Source organism: Arthrobacter sp. Ms25 (assembly GCF_059090365.1).
Map to the genome: position 1 here is coordinate 223,565 of NZ_JBNHFP010000001.1, position 15,425 is coordinate 238,989.

Annotated in this window: 18 protein-coding genes; 9 read left to right on the forward strand and 9 right to left on the reverse strand. The window is 65.3% G+C overall.

Annotation, left to right across the window (positions count from 1 at the left end; translation table 11 throughout):
• Nucleotides 1-9: 9 nt before the first annotated feature.
• Nucleotides 10-501: a hypothetical protein gene (locus AC5RT8_RS01000; protein ID WP_494093848.1), complete on the reverse strand. Its 492-nt coding sequence runs from the start codon at nucleotides 499-501 to the stop codon at nucleotides 10-12.
• A gap of 85 nt (nucleotides 502-586) precedes the next feature.
• Between AC5RT8_RS01000 and AC5RT8_RS01005 the strand changes: the two genes are divergently transcribed.
• Complete coding sequence (locus tag AC5RT8_RS01005; protein ID WP_494093849.1) at nucleotides 587-1,846, forward strand: alpha/beta hydrolase family protein; 1,260 nt, start codon at nucleotides 587-589, stop codon at nucleotides 1,844-1,846.
• Between the two features lie 194 nt (nucleotides 1,847-2,040).
• On the forward strand, nucleotides 2,041-2,781 hold the full coding sequence (locus AC5RT8_RS01010) for a class I SAM-dependent methyltransferase (protein ID WP_494093850.1): 741 nt from the start codon (nucleotides 2,041-2,043) through the stop codon (nucleotides 2,779-2,781).
• Here AC5RT8_RS01010 and ybaK read toward each other — a convergent pair.
• The 4 genes from ybaK to AC5RT8_RS01030 form a co-directional block, all read right to left on the reverse strand.
• Nucleotides 2,778-3,287, reverse strand: coding sequence for a Cys-tRNA(Pro) deacylase (ybaK, locus tag AC5RT8_RS01015; RefSeq protein WP_494093851.1), 510 nt, complete (start codon nucleotides 3,285-3,287; stop codon nucleotides 2,778-2,780). The two genes, AC5RT8_RS01010 and ybaK, sit on opposite strands and share 4 nt — an antisense overlap.
• Nucleotides 3,288-3,332: 45 nt before the next feature.
• Nucleotides 3,333-3,803 (reverse strand): SufE family protein, encoded by a 471-nt coding sequence (locus AC5RT8_RS01020; protein WP_494093852.1) that lies wholly within the window; start codon nucleotides 3,801-3,803, stop codon nucleotides 3,333-3,335.
• Nucleotides 3,804-3,833: 30 nt separating this feature from the next.
• Nucleotides 3,834-4,733 (reverse strand): sulfurtransferase, encoded by a 900-nt coding sequence (locus AC5RT8_RS01025; RefSeq protein WP_494093853.1) that lies wholly within the window; start codon nucleotides 4,731-4,733, stop codon nucleotides 3,834-3,836.
• A 238-nt stretch (nucleotides 4,734-4,971) separates the two neighbouring features.
• Nucleotides 4,972-5,385 carry a hypothetical protein gene (locus AC5RT8_RS01030; protein WP_494093854.1) on the reverse strand — a complete coding sequence of 138 codons (414 nt, stop codon included), beginning with the start codon at nucleotides 5,383-5,385 and terminating at the stop codon, nucleotides 4,972-4,974.
• 155 nt (nucleotides 5,386-5,540) lie between these two features.
• Here AC5RT8_RS01030 and zapE point away from each other — a divergent pair, with 155 nt between their 5' ends.
• Nucleotides 5,541-6,578 (forward strand): cell division protein ZapE, encoded by a 1,038-nt coding sequence (zapE, locus tag AC5RT8_RS01035; protein WP_494093855.1) that lies wholly within the window; start codon nucleotides 5,541-5,543, stop codon nucleotides 6,576-6,578.
• Between the two features lie 77 nt (nucleotides 6,579-6,655).
• On the opposite strand, the gene AC5RT8_RS01040 is transcribed toward zapE, so the two are convergent.
• Nucleotides 6,656-6,910 carry an antitoxin gene (locus tag AC5RT8_RS01040; RefSeq protein ID WP_494093856.1) on the reverse strand — a complete coding sequence of 85 codons (255 nt, stop codon included), beginning with the start codon at nucleotides 6,908-6,910 and terminating at the stop codon, nucleotides 6,656-6,658.
• Between the two features lie 106 nt (nucleotides 6,911-7,016).
• Nucleotides 7,017-8,282, reverse strand: a complete 1,266-nt coding sequence (locus AC5RT8_RS01045) for a ScyD/ScyE family protein (RefSeq protein WP_494093857.1) — start codon at nucleotides 8,280-8,282, stop codon at nucleotides 7,017-7,019.
• A 252-nt stretch (nucleotides 8,283-8,534) separates the two neighbouring features.
• Here AC5RT8_RS01045 and AC5RT8_RS01050 point away from each other — a divergent pair, with 252 nt between their 5' ends.
• The 4 genes from AC5RT8_RS01050 (at nucleotide 8,535) to AC5RT8_RS01065 (ending at nucleotide 12,033) form a co-directional block, all read left to right on the forward strand.
• Nucleotides 8,535-9,842 carry an MFS transporter gene (locus tag AC5RT8_RS01050; protein WP_494093858.1) on the forward strand — a complete coding sequence of 436 codons (1,308 nt, stop codon included), beginning with the start codon at nucleotides 8,535-8,537 and terminating at the stop codon, nucleotides 9,840-9,842.
• Nucleotides 9,843-9,846: 4 nt separating this feature from the next.
• Nucleotides 9,847-10,425, forward strand: a complete 579-nt coding sequence (locus tag AC5RT8_RS01055) for a CGNR zinc finger domain-containing protein (RefSeq protein ID WP_494093859.1) — start codon at nucleotides 9,847-9,849, stop codon at nucleotides 10,423-10,425.
• Nucleotides 10,422-11,024 carry an NAD(P)H-dependent oxidoreductase gene (locus AC5RT8_RS01060; RefSeq protein ID WP_494093860.1) on the forward strand — a complete coding sequence of 201 codons (603 nt, stop codon included), beginning with the start codon at nucleotides 10,422-10,424 and terminating at the stop codon, nucleotides 11,022-11,024. Before AC5RT8_RS01055 ends, AC5RT8_RS01060 begins: the two co-directional genes overlap by 4 nt.
• Before the next feature lie 76 nt (nucleotides 11,025-11,100).
• On the forward strand, nucleotides 11,101-12,033 hold the full coding sequence (locus tag AC5RT8_RS01065; protein WP_494093861.1) for a CPBP family intramembrane glutamate endopeptidase: 933 nt from the start codon (nucleotides 11,101-11,103) through the stop codon (nucleotides 12,031-12,033).
• On the opposite strand, the gene AC5RT8_RS01070 is transcribed toward AC5RT8_RS01065, so the two are convergent.
• Nucleotides 11,914-13,260 (reverse strand): S41 family peptidase, encoded by a 1,347-nt coding sequence (locus AC5RT8_RS01070; protein WP_494093862.1) that lies wholly within the window; start codon nucleotides 13,258-13,260, stop codon nucleotides 11,914-11,916. The two genes, AC5RT8_RS01065 and AC5RT8_RS01070, sit on opposite strands and share 120 nt — an antisense overlap.
• A gap of 102 nt (nucleotides 13,261-13,362) precedes the next feature.
• Here AC5RT8_RS01070 and AC5RT8_RS01075 point away from each other — a divergent pair, with 102 nt between their 5' ends.
• On the forward strand, nucleotides 13,363-14,247 hold the full coding sequence (locus AC5RT8_RS01075) for a DUF2268 domain-containing putative Zn-dependent protease (protein WP_494093863.1): 885 nt from the start codon (nucleotides 13,363-13,365) through the stop codon (nucleotides 14,245-14,247).
• A gap of 120 nt (nucleotides 14,248-14,367) precedes the next feature.
• The gene (locus AC5RT8_RS01080; protein WP_494093864.1) at nucleotides 14,368-14,559 is read left to right on the forward strand and encodes a hypothetical protein; all 192 of its coding nucleotides are present in this window, start codon (nucleotides 14,368-14,370) and stop codon (nucleotides 14,557-14,559) included.
• A gap of 8 nt (nucleotides 14,560-14,567) precedes the next feature.
• Here AC5RT8_RS01080 and AC5RT8_RS01085 read toward each other — a convergent pair whose 3' ends face one another.
• Nucleotides 14,568-15,425, reverse strand: coding sequence for an SDR family oxidoreductase (locus AC5RT8_RS01085; protein WP_494093865.1), 858 nt, complete (start codon nucleotides 15,423-15,425; stop codon nucleotides 14,568-14,570).

The following is a 15,425-nucleotide window of genomic DNA, read 5'->3' on the forward strand; positions in this document are numbered from 1 at the left end:
CGTCAACGCTTAAGAGTCGCCAATAAATCCCGAGCCGCTGTACAGGTGCAGCACGGGCACCCCGAGCCGGTCCTGGGCTTCGTTGGCCCAGTCGGTGCGGAACGTATCCTCCACGGCGTGCGGGGTGGTGATGACCACCACCTGGTCCGCGGAGGTGCGCTTGGCGGTTTCGACGACGGCCGCCACGGGGTCTTCGCCGGTGACCGTGCCGGTGGCTTCGAGGCCTGCTGTCTTCAGGTGTTCCAGGGAATCGGCAAGCGTGATGACTGCTTCCTTCACCTCTTCGGCCTTGGACGGGCGGCCGCCCGTGAGGTTCCGGAATGCCTCGGCGAAATCCAGCAGGCTCAGGTTGTCCAGCACATCCACCAGCAGGTTCCGGCCCGGATCGGCCGGTACCAGCACCTCGAAACGGGCGGGGTTCTCTCCTGCCACCGCACGCAGGTTCTCAATGTCGCGGCTACCCAGCGATTCTTCCGTCAGCACCACAATTGTCGAAGTCATGCGCACCAGCCTAGTACGCGCGTCCCTTCCGCCCCACCGCGGGCCCCGTTACACGGACCCGTCGCGCATCCGGTAAGAATGTTCTATGGCTATCTCCGTTCCTTCCGATGCAACCTCCGGCTCCACCGCGGCCCGCTCTGTTCCGTGGGTGCGCTGGACGGCGTTCGGTGCCGGCGTAGGTGCGGCAGCATCCACCGCCGTGGTGGCGGCTGCCTCCGGCCTGGGCATTTACTTCGCCCGCCAGGTCGTCACCCCGGCACGGACGCGGGACGCGAACCTGGAGATCCTGGCGGTCACCGACAGCGAGCACGGCCGCCAGATCATCCTGCCTGCCAACGCGGACACTACGGTCGACGGAACGTACAGCCTGTACTTCGACGACGGCGACGGGCACGCCCGGATCGGCGCTATCCGTTCCTATGTGCCTCGCGAGGGTACGGTGCAGCGGGACGTGGAAGAGGTGTACAGCGGAGATCTGGGTAAGGCACGGCGCGGCTGGTGGAGCGGTTCCATCTATCCCTCGCCCGCCGCCGTCGGGCTTCCGGAGGAAGAAGTGCGGATTCCCGTGGACGGCGGGGAAGCGCCGGCCTGGCTGGTGCGCACCCCCGGAGCTGATACCTGGGCGGTCATGGTGCACGGCCGCGGCGCCCGGCGGACCGAATGCCTGCGGGCGCTGCGTACCGCCCGTGAAGCCGGACTGACCAGCCTGGTGATTTCCTACCGGAACGACGGCGAGGCGCCCTTCGCTTCGGACGGCCGGTACGGGCTGGGGCTGACCGAGTGGAAGGACGTCGAGGCGGCCGTCCGGTATGCACTGGACCACGGTGCCAAGGATGTGGTGCTGTTCGGCTGGTCCATGGGCGGGGCGATCAGCCTGCAGGCTGCGGACCGCTCGCCGCTGCGCCGTTACATCCGTGCCATGGTGCTGGACGGGCCGGTCATCAACTGGGTGGACGTGCTGGCACACCATGCACGCGTCAACCGGATTCCGGCGCAGGCCGGACGGCTGGGGCAATGGCTGATCTCCAATGCTGCCGGACGGGCCCTCACCGGTCTGGCGGCTCCGCTGGACCTCAAGAGCATGGACTGGGTGACCCGCGCGGAGGAGATCCGCATTCCCACGCTTATCCTGCACAGCAAGGACGACGATTTTGTGCCGTACGGCCCGTCTGCGGAACTGGCAGAGAAGAACCCGGGCGTCATCACGTTCGAGCCTTTCACCCGGGCGCGGCACACCAAGGAATACAACGTGGACCCCGAGCGGTGGGAGCGCGTGGTGCTGGGCTGGCTGAATGACGCCCTCGGCCGCACGCGGCACCCTGCGGAACACCGCGCGGCGGAGTAGCGGTTCGTGACGAGCGCGCTGGGGCATCGTCTGCCTAGACCCTTCGGTTTGTGACAATCCCCGCTCGGCGCGGCGTAGGAAAATGCACAGGCCGCAGGAAAATGCACAAACCGCAGGGAAAGTCGGGCGTGCCTGGATGAGGGCCGGTACGGAGTAGGTTAGTGCCCCACGGACACATCTAGGGGGGGCACAAAATGCAGCACCAACAGGACTCGCGGCTGGATGACTTTTTTCCGGCGTGGAACCAGGGTGCCCATCCCGGGCTGTATGAGGTGGAAAACCGGGCCTTGGACCGTGAAGGGGTGGTCTGGGATGCCCTGGCGGATCTGGCGCCGTGGGCGGGGCGGACTCTCCTCGATCTGGGCTGCGGCACCGGTTTCTGGCTGCCGCGCTATGCCGAATCCGCGGGATCCGTCATCGGGGTCGAACCCGATCCCGAGCTGCTTCCGGCCGCACGGTCACGCCCCGGGGGAGCCGAGGTCCTGCACGGATCGGCCGAACACCTTCCGCTGCCGGACAATTCGGTGGACGTGGTCCACGCCCGGTTTGCGTACTTCTTTCCCGCGCCGCAGAACGACTGCACGGCGGGGCTGGAGGAGGTCCTGCGGGTCCTGCGTCCGGGCGGATCGCTGGTTGTCATCGACAACGATCAGCACAACGGCGAGTTTGCCGTGTTGCTTGAAGCGGCCAACGCCTCGGCCCATCAGGGCGAGGGTAAGTACATCAACGACTGGTGGGCGCAGAAGGGTGCCTCCACGTCCCTGGTCATGAGCAGCTGGACCTTTGACAAGCCGCAGGACCTGGTCGACGTGGTCAGCATGGAATTCCCCAACGGCACCGCTGATAAGTGGCTAGCCCAGGACCCGGAGCGGGTCCGGCTGAGTTACGGTTACGCCCTGCATCACCTTCGCAAGGGCGAGCAGAACCGCCGCTAGGCAGCTGCCGCGGCGATGGGGGCCGTGACGGCGTGGGTGAGCCGGATCAGGTCAAACGGCGAAAGCCCGACCTGCAGTCCCCGCCGACCGCCGGACACGTACACGGTGTCCAGCAGCTCCACCCGGGAATCGATTCCGGCGGGGGAGGAGTGTTTCTGCCCGAGCGGGGAAATGCCGCCCACCACGTAACCGGTCCGCCGTTCCGCATCCCTCCGGTCGGCCATGACGGCCTTGCGGGCACCCATCAGGGCGGCGAACTTCTTCAAGTCCAGGTTCAGGGCCACCGGAACCATGGCCACCGCCAGATGACCGCCCAGGTCCACCATCAGCGTCTTGTAGACCGCTTCCGGCGGCAGCCCGAGTTTCTCGGCGGCTTCCAGACCGTACGACGGCGCACCGGCGTCGTGCTCATAATGATGCAGCGTGTACGTAACCCGGGCCTCGTCCAGGACCTTTGTGGCAGGCGTCGCGCCCTTGCCCGGATGCTTATCGCGGTTCCCTGCCATGGTGTCTCCTGTTCCCGGGGCCGCGGCACGCCCGGCCCGCTGTGGCTACGCCGGCTGCTGCGCCAGCTTTTCGTGCTGGGCAAGCCGGCGCTTGATGCGTCCCAGCATGGCGGACATTCCCCGCATCCGCAGCGGGGTAATGGCGCGGGTGAGGCCCAGGCGGTCAGGAACATCGGCCGGAACCGCCAGGATATCGGCCGCCGGAAGCCCGTTCAGGCCTTCGTACAGCACGCTGGCGAAGCCGCGCGTGGTGGGAGCTTCCGGCGGCGCCTTGAAGAACAGGGAGACGCGGTGCTCGGGGGAGTCATCCACGTCCAGGCTGAGGAACACCGGTGACTGGCATTCCACTACCTGTTCGAGCAGTTCGGGCCGGTCCGCAATTTCGGCCGGCAGATCGGGGAGGCTGCGGGAGAATTCGAGCAGCAGTTCCAGCCGGTCGGATTCCTCCATCGCCTGGAAGTCGTCGATGATCTCCGCCAAGGAGTCGGGGATCGCTGTTTCCGGGGTGGTACTCATACGTAAATCTTTCTGTGGAGCCGTGGAGAATCAGCTGGGGGCGTTGCCGGGCTCTTCGCCGCGGGCGATCGGGACACGGACGGCGTTGCCCCATTCGGTCCAGGATCCGTCGTAGTTGCGTACGGACTCGAAACCGAGCAGGTGCTTGAGGACAAACCAGGTGTGGCTTGAACGTTCGCCGATGCGGCAGTAGGCCACGACGTCGTCGCCCTCCTTCAACCCGGCGTCGTCCTTATAGAGCGCTTCGAGCTCCTCACGGGAACGGAAGGTACCGTCTTCAGCGGCGGCCTTGCTCCACGGCACCGACTTTGCGGTGGGGATATGGCCGCCCTTCATCGCGCCCTCGTCCATGTAGTCCGGCATGTGAGTGCGTTCGCCGGTGTATTCCGCGGGGGAGCGGACATCGATCAGCGGTCCCTGGCCCAAGTGTCCGACGACGTCGGGCAGGAAGGCGCGGATTTTTTCGTCGTTGCGCTCCACCACCGGGTATTCGGTGGGTTCCACCGACACCTTGTCCGTGCTGACCGGCCGGCCTTCGGCAATCCACTTGTCGCGGCCGCCGTCGAGCAGTCGGACGTCCTCGTGGCCGAAGAGGGTGAAGACCCACAGGGCATAGGCAGCCCACCAGTTGGACTTGTCGCCGTAGATCACCACGGTGGAGTCCCGGGTGATGCCCTTGCGTGCCATGAGCTGTGCGAAGGCCTTACCGTCCACGAAGTCGCGGGTATCGGCGTCGTTCAGATCAGTGTGCCAGTCGATTTTCCGGGCGCCGGGGATGTGTCCCGTTTCGTACAGCAGGATGTCCTCGTTGGATTCAAGGACCACCAGGTTCTCAGCGTCCAGGTTCTCGGCCAGCCACTGCGTGGAGACTAGGCGTTCCGGGTGGGCATAGGCGGAGAACTTGGGGCTGCTGTCAGCTGCGATCGACATACGCGGAACTTCTTTCCTCGGCAATTGGGCTTCTACCTAGCCTAACGATGACGGAGGCCGAAAACTTCCATGGGCTGAACCGTGGGGGGATCGAGGGGTGGCACGGCATGAGAAGGCACGATTTACCGTTTCGGGGATCGAAAGGGCACGAATTACCGGTTTCCGGCTGTAAATCGGTAATTTGTGCCTTTTCGATCCGGTTCGCACCCGTCCACCGCTCCCGGGAACCCAGCATCGATCAGGGAAGGCGCAGCGCCAGCACGACGACGGCGGCACCGACCCCGGCGAGCACCGCTTCCAGCGGCTGAAACTCGACGAAGGCTATTTCCCACGCTTCCAGACCGATGAGGGCGAGTCCGGCGGCGACAGAAACCGGCCGGGCAAGTCGATTACGCCGCACATGCAGCATCCCGGCGGTCAGGTAACCTCCACCGCAACCCGCAGCGAGGAGGAGGCCCGGAAGCCGCCAGTTCCGAAACGGGGTCCGCCGCAGCACGGATGGGTCAGCATGCAGGAAGGCGCCGTCGGGGCGCAGCGCCAGGAGAAGACCGGCGCCGAAGGCCGCCCCCGCCGTTCCAAACTCCAACCCCAACAGGGTCCGCTCTCCGGTCGAATACCCTCGAGCCTCAACCGTGTCCTGCCGCCGTGCCATGCTCCGACTATGGACTGCAGACACAGCCGCAGTCCACCCGCGGCAGTTCCAAATTCCCGGACCCGTTGGCGTATCGTTGCGAGGGCGGCAGGACGCCGCGGAACCGGCACGTTTTCGTGCCGGAAGCAGGCATCAAACGGACGGAAAAGCGCGCAGTGGCACAACTCGAGCACCTGACAGAACGGACTCCCCAGGTATCGGTGGATGAACTGCTGCAGGGATTCTTCCCCTCGCCCCGGTTCGGCAGCGTGTCCTTTGATTCCTACCGCCCCGATCCGGACCAGCCCTCCCAGGCCAAAGCCGTGGGTGCGATGCGTTCGTTCGCGGCCGACGTCGACACCCCCGAGCCGAGCGGCCTGCGGAAGTTCTTCGGCGGCAAGAAACCCGAGAGCAAAGCAGGGTTCTACCTGGACGGCGGATTCGGCGTCGGCAAGACCCACCTGCTCGCCTCGCTCTGGCACGCAGTGGAAGGCCCCAAGGCCTTCGGCACCTTCGTGGAGTACACCAACCTCGTGGGCGCCCTGACCTTCCGTAAGACCGTGGACGCGCTCAGCACCTACAAGCTGGTCTGCATTGACGAATTCGAGCTCGACGATCCGGGCGACACCGTGCTGATGTCCCGCCTGATGCGGGAACTCGCCGACGCCGGCGTGAAGCTCGCAGCCACCTCCAACACCCTGCCCGGTTCCCTGGGCGAGGGCCGCTTTGCCGCCGTCGACTTCCAGCGGGAGATCCAGGTCCTGGCGGACCAGTTCGACGTCGTCCGCATCGACGGTGAGGACTACCGCCACCGCGGACTGCCCGAGTCGCCCCAGCCGCTGCAGGACGGTGAGCTGGAAGCGCGGATGGAAACCGAATTCTCCGGTAAAACCGTAGCGGTGGACGACTTCTCGGAACTCATCAACCATCTCTCCCAGGTCCATCCGAGCCGGTACCGCCAGCTGCTGGACGGCGTGGAAGCCGTGGCCTGGCACAACGTCCAGACCATCACCGAACAATCTGTGGCCCTGCGCTTCGTGGTCCTTGCCGACCGCCTGTACGACAAGGATGTGCCGATCCTGGCCAGCGGTGTCCCGTTCGACCAGCTGTTCACCAAGGAGATGATGGGCGGCGGCTACATGAAGAAGTACTTCCGGGCGGTCTCCCGCCTCACCGCACTGGCCCGCGAGGGCCAAACCGGAGAAGCGTCATAACAGGACCTCTTTAACGGCGGAAGCGCCGGTGCCGCCTCTCGGCGGGACCGGCGCTTCTTTGCGTGCTCTCGGGGTCTTTAGGCCGGAGGCGTCTGGCCGGGACCGTTGCCGGTCCCCGGCTCCCGGTTGCGGTTGGTCTTGTCAACCGCCTCGGAGGCCTTGCTCTGGAAACCGTCGATCTTGCTGGAGTACTTGCCGCCGGTTTTCTGGTCGACGAAGTTCCCTGCCTGATCGATGCCGCCCTTGATCTTGTCGGCATTCTGCCCGACAAACCCGGTGGCCTTTTCCTTCAGCTCACCGGCCCTGCCCTTGAGCTCGTCAAATACAGACACGGATCACCTCCTTTCACAGGGGAAACCCGCTCGTTTCCCGTTCCCCTCCATGGTAGGACCGTCACGCAGCGGAGGAAAGGACTTTCCTCTCCGGGCATACCCTGCGCTATTCGTCGGACCCGTCGTCGCGGGCACCGTCACCGGCATGCCCGCCGGGTCCGCCGCGGTGGTGATGGTAGCCGTCGCAGTTGTTGTCCAGCTCAATCCGGATGATGCTGCTGGAGGGTGGAGCCGGTTCGGCAGGAGGCTCCGCGGCCGGCGGCTCTTCTGTTCCGGGTTCGGGCGGCGTCCCGCCGGCAAGGGCATCGACTGATGCATAGAGCGCCGAGCCGCGAAGCTCCAGGGCGGCCGGCTGGTTGACCTCCAGAAACAGCTGGGGGGTGTCTGATCCGGCCGGCACTACCGAAATCCGGTTGCCGAACAGTTCAGCCACGAAGATGTCTCCGTTGTCGTTCACCGCCAGGCCGGTGGCCCCGGCAAAGCCCGTGGCCACGAGTTCCGTAGCTCCGGTGGATCCTTCTACCCGGAACACGGATCCCGGAGATCCTCCCTCAGGCCCGCCCGGCAGCGAGGTCACGTACAGGGCGCCGTCAGGTCCGCGTTCGACGTCGGTCGGCACCGGTTCCAGATTGTAGGTGAGTCCCACGGTGCAGGCCGGCAGGCCCAGACCCAAAACGTTCTCGGCGGTTATGTCGAGTGGAATCGGCGGCAGCACGGCGACGGTCTGGATTTCGCCGTCGTCGTTCACCTGGATGAGGGCGTTCATGCCCGCGTCGGCCACGATGGTTCCGCCGTACCGGCCGGGAAGGGAGGCTACTGGGTTGGAATCCGGCAGGCCGGTGTAGGGAGCAGGGGCAACGCCGGGCGGCAGCTGTGCCGCGCATTCGGCGGGGAGTGCATCCTCGAAGCCGTAGGTGTTGATGCTGTCCGGATTCTCAGCGAATTCATACGCGGAAATATCCCCGACCGTTTCGACTGTGCCCTCGCGGTCAACTGACTGCAGCAGGGAAATATTCTGGGCCGGATCGTTGGTCGCCGCGCCGACACTCACCGTGTAATAGGTGGTGCCGCGTTCACGGGAGACGGAAGCGGTCGCATAACCTTCGGGCGCCGTCGCGAGGGTCTCGGGTTCGCCGTCGTCCGTGATGCGGGACAGGAGTCCGATAAAGGATTGGGCGACGTCGAGGGTGCCTCCTCGCCCGACGGCGAAGCTCAGGGGACTAACCAGTCCGTCGGCGACAGTGGTCACCTCCCCGGCAACAGGTACGGGTGATGGCGGGTGGTGCCGGCCGCCGGCGGTCGCAGGTGCGGCTGCCAGCCCCACAGCTGCGGTTGCGGCAAGGACGGCGAGGGCAGGTGATGATTTCTTCACGGTGATCTCCTCAGCATTGGTGCGGTGCAATGCGAGACTCGCCTCTTAGCCTCCCGTGGTTCCCGGCCACGCCCCCGGCCAAGGCATTCAAAGCCTAGGGGCGGCCGGGCTCGGCGAACACGTAGCTTTTCCACATGCAGCGGGATAGCGTGCAGAAAAACCAAGTAGTTGGTGGGGCTCCCGAACGAGTATTTTCACCCACTATCCGAAGTGTCTACGGTTTTCTCGGTGTTAACCGTAGAGTGTGGTGGCATGAGGAACGTCCGCGTCTTCGTCCTGTGTCTGCTGCAGTTCCTCGACGTCATGGGGGCGACCATGGTGGTCACCCTCCTCCCGCTCATGCTGGCCGAGGTCGACGCCGGACCTGCGGGCGCCACGCTGCTCTCGACCGGATACGCCGTGGCGTTCGGCGGGTGCCTGATTCTCGGAGCCCGCCTGGGTGACAGGTTCGGGCACGTACGCATGATTGCGGTTTCGTCCCTGGTGTTTGCGGGCGCGGGTGTCCTGGTCGCCGTCGCTCCGTCCCTGGAGCTCCTGTCCCTAGCGCGAATGCTGCAAGGTCTGGCCGCCGCGGTGACCGTTCCTGCGGCCTTGTTCCTCATCACCCAGTCCACGGCCGAGGGGCCGGCCCGACAACGGGCGGTTGCCGCATGGAGCGCCGCCGGTGCAGCAGCAGGGGCTACGGGCTTCATTGTTGGCGGACTGGCGTCAGCGCTGGACCAGTGGAGGACCGCATTCCTGCTCACGGGAATCCTGGCCGGAGGCCTGGGCCTGCTGGCCCGTCTGTTGTTCCGCAGCAAAGCCGTACCCGCTAGACCGCTGGACATAGCTGGCGGCCTGCTCCTGACCCTGACAGTGGGCCTGGTCGTCGCCGGTACGGCCCTGGCGCAGGAACATCCGTCATCCGCACTGCGGCTGGGAGCAGTGGCGTTGCTAGCCGGAAGCGTTCTGGTGGCTATCGAGAGGGCAAGCGGCAACCCGATCCTGCCCCGGGAGATGCTTCGATCGTCCCAGGTCCGGCGCGGCTCCGGTGTTTCCTTTGTCAATACGGCGACGACGAGTGCGGCAGCTGCCATGATCACCCTGTCACTGCAGGATGAGTATGGCCGGTCGGGACTGGCCACTGCGGCGGTCCTGTTGCCGTTCAGTGGAGCTGTCATAGCCGGATCCGCCTTGGCGCCACGGTTGATGGACCGGAAGGGAGAAAACGCCGTCATGGCACGGGGCCTGGCGGGCATCGGGATAGGAACGGCAATTCTTCCCTTGGTGCCGGGGCAGTTGGTGGGTATCGGAGTGGCGGTGGCCGTGTCGGGGGCAGGAATCGGGCTGTCCTCCGCCGCTGCGACACATACCGGCACCAAGGTCGCCGAAGATATCCGTGCCGCCGCCGCGGCCGTAGTGAACACAGCAGCGCAGCTTGGTACGGCCCTCGGTATCGCCCTTGCGTTGGCTGTGGCCGTGCAATGGGGTTTTGGGGCCGCGTGGTTGCTGTTGGCTGCCTTCGCCGGTGTCGCCGCCTGCGTTGTCGCTCGCCTAAAATCCGGTACGACCGTACGGTGAAGACGTGAATGAAAGATCCTGGAGCTGGCTGAGCGAACCACTCGCCCTGGACTTCGCCAACACTATGCACTGGCACGGGACGGACGACGTCGACCACCTCGACACACCCGACGGTGTGCGGGATTGGCTTGCCCATGAACCGCATCCCCTTCCGGGCCTTGATGTATTTGATGACGCCGCCCACCGCGAGCTGCTCGCCCTTCGGGACTCCTCCCGGCGCACCTTTCGTGCGCTGTCCGCCGGCGACCCGTTTCCGGCAGATGACCTGGACACAATCAACCAGGCAGCACGCCGCCACCCGACCGTCCGCAGCCTGGACCCGGTGACGCTGGACGGTGTCATTGAACCTGCTGCGCCTGGAACAAACGCACTGATCGGTTTCCTCGCCACCACCGTGATCGGTCTGCTTGCCGAGCGCGAGGAGGTGGCGAGACTGGCGTTCTGTACCGCTCCCAACTGCGGGGGACTCTTCCGCCAGTCCCGTCCCAACCAAAAGTGGTGCCATCCCGACTGCGGTGCCCGCGCTCGGGCGGACCGGCAATACCGACGCCGCAAAGAGTTGCCTGGGACTCAGCAGCCATGAGCACCATGATCGTTACCGCGCATCCGGATCCGGGGTCGCTGACGCATGCCACCGCTGCGCACCTTCACCGCCTGTTGGGGGACGAGTCAACCCGCCTCGTCCACCTAGCGCAGGAGGGTTTTGACCCCCGCTTTACGCCCAATGACCGCCGCGTCTACACCGACGGCGGGACAGCGGATCCCGACGTCGTTGCAGAACAGCAACGGCTGGATGGTGTTTCCCACCTGGTGCTGGTGTTTCCCATGTACTGGTGGTCACTGCCTGCGCTCCTCAAAGGCTGGATCGACCGAGTGTTCGTGGCCGGCTGGGCCTTCGACTACGACGACGGCGGGCACGTGGTTCCGCTGCTCGGCAGGTTGACCATGCATCTGTTGCCGCTGTCCGGCACCGCCCGGGAATCTCTTGCCAGGCACGGCTACACACAGTCCTTCAGCACCTCGGTGGAACACGGCATCATCGACTTCTGCGGAATGAAACGCGGCACAACATCTTTCATCCACGAGTCCGAGTCGACAGACAAGGACGCCGTCACTGTCCGGATGGAAGCTGCCGCCGCCGCAGTCGCCGCGGCAATCATTGAATCGGGCGTGGCTTCCTAGCTTGGGCGGACCTCCGTGGTGGACTGGCGTCGTTCCTGCACAGCTGCCCCGACCCCGATGGACGAGGACCAACCTAATGCCTGCACGCACGCTGCCTGACGCAACGCTGCCTCCGGTCCCGGACCAGATCCGCCAGCCGATCCCGCGGGGACGGGCACTTCAGACTGCGGTCCTTGGATGGGCGTTCCTCGGCATCGCCCTTGGCGGATCCATAGGGATCTCCGAAACCCTGAGCCGGGTTTTCGGTTGGGGACGGCTGGCTGAAGTCCTACTGCAGGCGGTCTTGATGTCCGCCGTCGTGGTGCCGGGAATCGTGTTGCTGCGTCGACGGCTGGACCGGCGCCGTCTGGAGGGACTCGGCCTCAGTAGCTCAGCCGCCCAGCCGCTGGCCCTTGGCGCAGCCGTCGGTGCACTCACCGGCCTTCTCGTCTGGGTGCCCGCCGGCCTGGCCGGCTGGATACGAGTGGAAGAGGTCGACGTCGCCGCTTTCCTGGGTTTCCTGCTCCTGAACGGCGTGGTGCTGGCCCTCTACGAGGCGCTCCCGGAGGAACTTGCCCTGCGCGGGTATGTCTGGACGAACTTGAGGGACGGCTGGGGTTTGGCGGCTGCGACGCTGGTGACGACGGCACTGTTCCCATTCGTTGGAGTGGTGGTGGGACCGGTGCGGTGGGCTATCACCACGGTGCTCGGCGGTGACGGAGGAGGAATCGAGGTGTTCCCGGCAGGTAACGACCCGATTGTCTACATCGTGCAGCTGGTGCTGTTCGGGCTTGCCCTGGTGGTGGCTCGGCGCGTCCCGCTGCCCGGGGCGCTGTTGGTGGCGGTCGCGTTCCACTGGTCGCAGCTGACCGTCACCCGCACGATTCTGGGCGGAACGGGATGGCTCGAATCAGGATGGACCATCACCTGGGTTGAACCGGATGCGATCGCCCTGGTCCTGGTGCACATCATCCTTGCCGGCGTTGTCTTCATAGCCGTACGCCGGCGGCTGCAGCGCCGGGCCGGCTGACGAGGCCCAGTTTGCCCGAACGCTTTCCGACAAGTCCGGCCGCCCTGAACCGGCGGCATGGAATTCGTCGAACCGGGCGACGACGGTTTTGATTCCGATTCCCGCGGGGACGGCAATGTCCGGCTGGATGCCCGCGAAGTCCACTGCAGTTCCCCAGTTGTTGGCCTGCGACGGCAAATGGATTTCCATCCCGCTGACCGGTAAGTAGTAGGGCGCCGAATTCCCGTAGTCGATGACGCCGTAGCTGGGGGTGCCGACCAGTACGGCGTTGAAGGCTGATTTCAGCAGCAGGGCGGCTGACTCGGCCGAGGAGCCGGTGCCGCCGTCGATCACCACGATCAGGCGGCCTGTCCAAGGAGTACGGGCTTTGACTGGCGCGGCCTGGGCTGGGACGACGACGGCGCCGGGCCGGGTGCAGGTCACGATCCGGTCCGTCGGCTGTGGTTTGTGCTGTTGGAATGCGTCCGGCACCGTGTGGTGGTTGAGCCCGAGCCACGCTGCGTAGTTCCAGAAAGCTATTGATGAGCCGGAGGACGCCAGGGTCATGCTTGTTTCTTCACAAGGCGGCACCCAGTGTTCGGAAACGTGCTGGGAAAACCAGGAGGTGACATAGGAGTCGTCCCCTCCGCCGTTGCCGCGCAGGTCGACGATCAGTTTCGAAAAGCTGAAATCCGCAGCATTGTTATCCGACCCGGCCCGGAGCCAGGTGTCGCGGCCGTCGGATCCGTCCAGGGACCGGATCCGCACAACCCGGGTCTCGGCGTAGGTTGCTGCTTCCCAAGGGGGTCCGGGGTCTACTGCGGCAACTTCTTTGGCTGGCCGGTGGTGCTGACCGTGGCGCACATGGAGGTGCCCGTCGGCCAGAGCCAGCCCCAGGTCTTTCCCCAGGCTGCCTGCACATTCTGCTGCCGTGCCGGGCTTGCGGCGGAGCAGGTCCAGGGCCCACCGGTCGACGACGGCATCGGTGGTGTCTGCACGCCGGGGATCCAGTACCGCTGCAACATGGCGGTACCGCAGGAGATGTTTCAAGGCCTCGGCGTCGGCGATGTAGTCCATATAGTCGGCTGGGCTGTCTGGTCCGGCGGCCTGCCTCGCGGCATGGCCTTTGAGTACCGCGTGCGTTGGATCGAGCATCCAGGAAACGCCGGACTCGCCAGGCGTGAGATACCCGGGTCCCCGTTGGATGGGTTCTTCAGCCGTATACATGGCCACATCCTGCATGGTCATGGCGGGAAAAGTTCAATGCCGCGCCGCGAGCCGGGCCGGATATGCCAGAAGGCTTCCGGCAACGAGCAAGCCAGGCATGGCTACAGGCGCTAGGGTGCCGGTATGACAATCAACGTGCTGGACACTGCCGCGGGAATGGAAGCGGTGCTCCAGGCCGCCGAGGGGGAGCGCAGCGGGTTGCTGCGCTCGATGCTTGCTCCGATGGAAGGCATGTACCGGTACTTTCCCGGGCAGGTGGACCTGGTGGCAATGCACGGAATGAGTTTTGGTTTCCCCCTGGACCGCGACAGCGAAAGCTGCCGTGAGGGGCTCGCCCGGTTGACGACGGCGAATGCTTGGAGGCGGATCGAAAACGCACTGGCGAACGCAGTTGCGGTGCAGGTTCAGGCCGTTCCCGAAGTCAAGACGCCGGACATCACCGTCCTGCTGGTCCTTGGCGACCCGGCCGGCGAGTACTTCATGGGTCCGGCCAGGGGGCTCAGCGGAAACGGCAGTGCCACGGGTTTCATCTCGCTGACCCTGTGGCCCACCGACGAAAACCTGGAGCGTCTCGAGGCCGCCGCCGTGCACGAGTTGAACCACAACCTGCGCTACGCACCGGGAGGAGTGGTCTGGGATCCGGCTACGGCCACGGTGGGGGAGCAGATTGTTTCCGAAGGGTTGGCGGATGCCTTTGCCCGTCAGCTCTACGGGGACCGGTTGGGCTATACGCCGATGGGGGTTCCCCACCTTCACGACGACTCCCTGTTCGAGAAGGTTCTATCCGGGCTGGACATCGGCGGGATGCAGAACTTCACCGCATGGGTGCACGGCGATGAAGCGGCCGCGCGCTTCGGTGCCGAACCAGTCGGCCTTCCAGCGGGGGCAGGCTACGCCGCCGGCAACCGTCTTGTTGACCGTTTCCTGGCTGCCACCGAGTTCAACGCGGCGGAAGCATTACACCTGCCAAGCCGAGAGATTATCGACACTGCGCTAAACCATTCCTGACACCGCAGCCGCCTGTAGGGCTTGACGGTATTCGCGGCCTCACGAAATAGTTTCACTAATGTGTGAGGCCGACAGCCCGGGCATTACCGGATAGTCGAAGGTGATTGAGGGGGAGCAGTGATGGAAAAGGCTAAGTGGTCGTTCGCGGAAGCCGTGATTTTTGGTGTAGCGGCTTTTTGCTTGATTCTGGCACTCGTGGTTGCGCCCGTTTTTTCTCCCGGTATTGCGTCGGCACAATGGGTTCCGTTGGGGATCGGCGCTTTTCTCGCTTTCGAATTCGTGAATGTCAGGCGCCGCCGCACGTCAGCGTAAGACGCTGCTCAGCGGACCCAGGAACGCATGGTCTCGATCAGCGGCTCTGTAGGCCTGCCGATCAGTTTGGCCAGCTCACCGGACGCCGGGGCCAACGCGCCGTCGCGCATATTGGCGTTGATCGTGCCCAGGAATCCTGCGGTCGCCTCATCGAGTCCGAGGCCGATTAGCCGTTCCTGTTCCTCCTCCGGCGTCAGGACCTCGTAACGGACCGGGCTTCCCAGCACTTCCTGGGCAGCGGCCGCGAAGTCCGTGTAGGTCCATGCGGTATCACCGGATAACTCATAGGCCCTCCCTTCATGGCCCGAAGTGCTGAGTACGACGGCGGCCGCGTCGGCATAGTCCCGGCGCGGAGCGCTGGCAATGCGCCCCGGACCCACACTGTTCGCGACGACGCCGGTTTGCCGCGCGGCGTCGAACTCCTGCCGGTGGTTTTCGGTGTACCAGCCGTGGCGCAGGAAAGTCGCCGGAAGGCCGGACGCGGTGATGAGTTCCTCGGTAGCCCGATGCTCCGGAGCGAGGGCAAGAACCGTCGTCGGGGCCTCAAGGGCCGAGGTGTAGACCACATGTCGGACGCCGGCGTTCTGTGCTGCCTCGATTGCGTTTGCATGCTGAGCAACGCGGCGTCCCGGTTCGCTCATGGAAATGAGCAGGACCTTTTCTACGCCGTCCAGCACACCGGCTACGGTGGCGGCGTCGTCAAGGTCAACCCGCGCGGTGCGCAGGCCGCGTTCCGCGAGCTCAACCAGGCGATCCTGGTTCCGGCCCATGGCGAGGATGCCGCCGGGGGCAACGCCGCGTTCGATCAGGGAATCGAGGGTGAGGCCGCCGAGGCGTCCGGTGGCACCGAAGATAGCAATGGTCAT

Bases quoted from the DNA above. Each gene is read 5' to 3' on its own strand.
- AC5RT8_RS01000 (WP_494093848.1), bottom strand. From the start codon at position 501: ATGACTTCGACAATTGTGGTGCTGACGGAAGAATCGCTGGGTAGCCGC.
- AC5RT8_RS01005 (WP_494093849.1), top strand. From the start codon at position 587: ATGGCTATCTCCGTTCCTTCCGATGCAACCTCCGGCTCCACCGCGGCC.
- AC5RT8_RS01010 (WP_494093850.1), top strand. From the start codon at position 2,041: ATGCAGCACCAACAGGACTCGCGGCTGGATGACTTTTTTCCGGCGTGG.
- ybaK (WP_494093851.1), bottom strand. From the start codon at position 3,287: ATGGCAGGGAACCGCGATAAGCATCCGGGCAAGGGCGCGACGCCTGCC.
- AC5RT8_RS01020 (WP_494093852.1), bottom strand. From the start codon at position 3,803: ATGAGTACCACCCCGGAAACAGCGATCCCCGACTCCTTGGCGGAGATC.
- AC5RT8_RS01025 (WP_494093853.1), bottom strand. From the start codon at position 4,733: ATGTCGATCGCAGCTGACAGCAGCCCCAAGTTCTCCGCCTATGCCCAC.
- AC5RT8_RS01030 (WP_494093854.1), bottom strand. From the start codon at position 5,385: ATGGCACGGCGGCAGGACACGGTTGAGGCTCGAGGGTATTCGACCGGA.
- AC5RT8_RS01050 (WP_494093858.1), top strand. From the start codon at position 8,535: ATGAGGAACGTCCGCGTCTTCGTCCTGTGTCTGCTGCAGTTCCTCGAC.
- AC5RT8_RS01060 (WP_494093860.1), top strand. From the start codon at position 10,422: ATGAGCACCATGATCGTTACCGCGCATCCGGATCCGGGGTCGCTGACG.
- AC5RT8_RS01065 (WP_494093861.1), top strand. From the start codon at position 11,101: ATGCCTGCACGCACGCTGCCTGACGCAACGCTGCCTCCGGTCCCGGAC.
- AC5RT8_RS01070 (WP_494093862.1), bottom strand. From the start codon at position 13,260: ATGACCATGCAGGATGTGGCCATGTATACGGCTGAAGAACCCATCCAA.
- AC5RT8_RS01075 (WP_494093863.1), top strand. From the start codon at position 13,363: ATGACAATCAACGTGCTGGACACTGCCGCGGGAATGGAAGCGGTGCTC.
- AC5RT8_RS01080 (WP_494093864.1), top strand. From the start codon at position 14,368: ATGGAAAAGGCTAAGTGGTCGTTCGCGGAAGCCGTGATTTTTGGTGTA.
- AC5RT8_RS01085 (WP_494093865.1), bottom strand. From the start codon at position 15,425: ATGACCATTGCTATCTTCGGTGCCACCGGACGCCTCGGCGGCCTCACC.